Source organism: Thauera sp. 2A1, from assembly GCF_009469595.2.
Lineage (GTDB): Bacteria > Pseudomonadota > Gammaproteobacteria > Burkholderiales > Rhodocyclaceae > Thauera.
The window spans coordinates 1-4312 of the sequence record NZ_SSXV01000049.1 but is presented as its reverse complement, the minus strand read 5'-3'; the positions used below and the strand labels follow the sequence as shown (position 1 = coordinate 4312).

General features: G+C 31.1%; 5 protein-coding genes. All 5 read right to left on the bottom strand.

The window, feature by feature from the left end:
* Positions 1–94 precede the first annotated feature (94 nt).
* Complete coding sequence (locus GH664_RS21930) at positions 95–511, bottom strand: hypothetical protein (protein ID WP_153163791.1); 417 nt, start codon at positions 509–511, stop codon at positions 95–97.
* A gap of 213 nt (positions 512–724) precedes the next feature.
* Positions 725–1633 (bottom strand): hypothetical protein, encoded by a 909-nt coding sequence (locus GH664_RS21925; protein WP_153170237.1) that lies wholly within the window; start codon positions 1631–1633, stop codon positions 725–727.
* A 123-nt stretch (positions 1634–1756) separates the two neighbouring features.
* On the bottom strand, positions 1757–2116 hold the full coding sequence (locus GH664_RS21920; protein ID WP_153163834.1) for a hypothetical protein: 360 nt from the start codon (positions 2114–2116) through the stop codon (positions 1757–1759).
* 594 nt (positions 2117–2710) lie between these two features.
* Positions 2711–3121, bottom strand: a complete 411-nt coding sequence (locus tag GH664_RS21915; protein ID WP_153170236.1) for a hypothetical protein — start codon at positions 3119–3121, stop codon at positions 2711–2713.
* A gap of 249 nt (positions 3122–3370) precedes the next feature.
* Complete coding sequence (locus GH664_RS21910) at positions 3371–3667, bottom strand: hypothetical protein (RefSeq protein ID WP_153170235.1); 297 nt, start codon at positions 3665–3667, stop codon at positions 3371–3373.
* Positions 3668–4312: the final 645 nt, after the last annotated feature.

Below are 4312 nucleotides of genomic sequence, written 5' to 3'. Positions count from 1 at the left end.
TAATAGGATATACTAGATTACCATCTGCTCCAGTAACACTAAATTCTTCTGGAGATGGGTGTGTTCTACCCCAAGCTATAGCCATTAGATTTATCTAAGCATCTGGTTTTCTACTAGTAAATATTCTATCAAATGTTCTAGCAGTTTCTCCACTTCTGGATTTTATACTACTTGTACCTCTAATTGCAGCTATGTTAATATTATTTAATATACTTTTAGTTAAAGAAGTACTAGCATTTGTAGATCTCCAGAAATTTTCAAACGCTTGCATATTAGGTTGACCTGTTCCATTAGTAAGTAAATAGTCTAATGCTAAATCATCCATATTAATAGATAGATTATTACACATATCTATAAAGCTAGATCTAACTTTAATATAATCATCCAAAGTTTTATCTTTCTTTTTTAATACATTGTCTATTAATATTTTATGTTTCCACACAGCAGAATGAAACTTATCTTGATTTATAGTTCTAGTACCATCTTCATTAACATCAATTAAATCTGACAAGAAGAACTATTGCGACCATTTCTTTGGTAATCTACTTATCTTTCTATATACATCAGAATTCTGAATTCTCCATTTTAATTTATTAGAATACTCTTGTGTAGCATATTCTATCTGTTCGTCAGATCCTCTCTACGTAAAAGGTATCTACTTTCTTTCTACAATTATAGCAGTTAAACTATTTTTTGCACTTTTAACTGTATTTAATATTTGAGTCTAAGTGACTTCATCAATAGGATCATCTTTTGAAGTTAACTTATTATATACAGTCATAAAGAACGGATCTACCTTACCAAGATTATAGCACTTATCTACTAGGTCTAAATAACTTTCAACATTCCACAGATTCTCTAATATCTTATTCCACACAACGTTAAAATCTTCAGATCTAGTAGTCATCAACAAGTCATCCTCCTCTTCTACTAAGTATTTATTACCTGTTTCTGGATCAAATTCGTATTTAGTTTTAGGAATAGAATAAAAGAATAGTTTCGCTTTGAAAGCTACATTGGCTTTTTTACTTATTGTATAACTTTCTTTATCCCAAGTATTATCAGGATTATCTCCAAGTTCTCTTTCTTCTCTTTCTTGTTCTTCTGATTCTTCAGTATTCTTTTTAATAATACTAAAGTTTCTTAAGTAATCGTCTATTTGTTTCTTGAATACTTCTTTGTTGTTGATTACATCTTTGATAAGTCGCTCTTGAGATTCATCATACATTCCTAACTCTAAGTTAGTCGTTAGAATATCATCAAATATATCATTAATCTTCTTAGGTAAACTTTGTAAATCTTCAATACTACTAATATTAAATGTATCCATTACTGTAGCATTTAAAGAATCTACTACTGCATAGAAAGTAGTAGCGTCTGCTATAGAAGCCATTTTCTTTAATTCTTTATCCTCTACTCCTGGAACATAATAGTATAATACACCACCAAATCTTTTTTCAAAATCTTCTAATGTGGACTTAGATGGTTTATATTTTGAAAATTCTCCTTTGCGTATCTTATTGAATAAAGTTCTAACTAAATCTCCATTCCTAGTAATACCTAATACCTTAAGTATTACGTTGAATAGTTTTTTAATTCTATATGCTATAGATGGCTTAGTTTCATTTAGCATATATTGTCTGAATTCTTCAGCAAGAGCTTCTTCTACTTCTTGTTTAGAAGCATCTTTTAAATATGGATATTGTTTTACATAATCTTGATATACTTGTTCTCTAAGCTTATCGTTTATTAATAACTAACTTACATAATGGAAACCTTCGTGGAATTCTACTCCTTGCCCAGATTGTTCTGATAAGAATATTCTAGCTGCTGTATCACCACTAAGTCTATCCATACATACTTTTAAAGCACCGTATACTTGTGGAGCATTAGCCATTCTAAATACTGCTTCTGAAGTTACAACATCTGATTTGTCAATGCCTAGTTTATCTTGTAGCCATTGTCTAGCTTCATCTACATTTAATTTACCTTCACCTTTTACTTGTGAAGTTAACCCTCTTTTCGCTAATCTCTGAGCAGCTTGCAATTTACCATTTCTACGAATTATTTGCCATTTACCAGTTTTATATTTGTATTGAGGAGAATTGGTTTTCATCCAATCTTTAATCTATTCTTCAGACCAATTCTCATTAGTAGAAACATATTCTATACCTGTAGTAGAAATAGGTTTATTATCTAATTTTACTTGTTTATTGTTAGTTTCTTCTACCTTTCTCTATGCTGATTTCTATACTGGCTATTGTTTGCTTGCACTAGCTAATTCTGTTTCAGTAACTTGTGGTATAGCTACTCCATCTGTATATATGAAAGGAGCTCTATATATAGTATCACCTAAATCTGTTTCAATTTTACCAGTGTTAATTAACCAAGTAAGTAAAGACACTGGTCCTTTATCAGTACCTATTCCTAAGTCTTCTCTAGTAAAAGCTAATTGCTCTAAACCTGCTATCTTAAATTGTTTAGCGTTTGGATACTGTTTAAAGTAAGAAGTAGCTAGTCGAATAATACTATCTGATATAGGTTCTAATAAAGCATACTTATCGGTATTCCAATGCAGATCTTTAGCTATTTTTCTTATAGCTAATTTATGTTGAGATTCTGAAGCTCTACTAGGATCAAATTCTACTTTTATGTGTTTACCATTAGAATTTCTTACAGCAAATTGTACATGTGTGTTACCTTCTTCAGACTAGTAATAGAGCATTTTATCCATTAAGAATGGATATTTTTGTCCTATTTCTTCACTTATTAAAGTCTTTGGTCCATTATTAACAATTATATTAAGTACATCTTGCTCAGCACCACCAAGTTTTATTTTACCGATTAACAACTTATATGCTAATTCAGCTAAAGAATTTACTTTACCGTCTTTTCCCAATTCAACTTCATCTCCATAAATATCATAATCTAATTTATGTATAGATAATTGAATAGGAGCTATAGAACCATTAGGTGTTTGTTCTGCTTTTGGGAATATATATAATGCTCCAGATCTACCAACACCATTACTCGCTAATTCGTCATTAGACCCTAATTTGCGAATAACAAAAGGTTCAGTAACAAAGTCTTCTACAGAACCAGTACCATAACCAATTTGCAATTCCTTTACTTGTTGATCTAACTTTCTTACGTTATTTTGTTCTAATCCAAAGTCATTAACTTCTGTAAGTTTACGTCTTACAGGAGCTCCTTCTGGAGATTTTTGGTTATTAAATTCTCCATTACTTATTCTTAATTTAGCTGGTTTAACAGACTTTATAATAGTAGTAGGTATAGTTTTATTACTACCAAGGTAAGCATTTACTATCTGTTGCCTAATTTCTATTAACTTTTCTTTCTACTTTTGTAACTACTGAACTTGTTCAGAATTATAATTACCAGATGCTATTTCTTTATCTACATAATCTGGAGTTCTTAGAGAAGCTATCATTACTCCATCAGTATCTTCTAATACTAAGTGAATAGCTTGCATATATGGAGAAGTGTCTCCGTATCTATGGTTAGTTACTATATAATAAGCATTTACAGAATTTATCCAACCGTTCTTTAAAAGTCTTTTAGATAATTCTTTTCCTGGTAATACAGGTATTACTTCTCCTTTACTATTAGTAAAAGTAATAGGTTTACCATTCACAGTAATATTCATTGGAGATGCAGCATCTGGTTGGAAGAAAAACGTGTTAGAAACATGTTTTACTTTCTATACCTTTCTATTACTCAATGCATCAGAGTTATTAGTAACAGTTTCAGGTTTCATATTAGCGTAGCCAGTTTCTCCATATACTTCAGTAGAAGTATCTTCTAGCATTTGAGCTTCTGCTGCCAATACTTCATCAGATATAAAAGTAGTTCCATCATTTACATATATACCTCCATCAACTATAGTTATAGTAGGAGCATCCTGAGCAGGCTTGCTGTCTTCTACTTGAGTTGGAGTTGGTGGTACTGGATTACTTTTATCTTTTGTATTAGTGTTCTGTTCTTCATTTGCTTCTTGAGCATCTGTAGCTACAGCAATTTCTGGTACTTCTTCAGATGTTTGTTCACTAACACCAGATACTTCATCAGGATTCTATAAAGTTCTGTTACGTATATCTTCCTATTCTAGCTCTTGTGGAGAAGGTGTGCTATCTTCTATGTGACTAACATCGTCTACAGTTACATCAACTTTTTCTTCTCTGGCTATAATATCCTGTACTTCTTTTTCTGGCTATTGTATCTATTCTTCTATAGAACCTTCCACCAGAACATCTTCGCTACTAGGTTCTATTTCTAACTATCTACCTTTTTG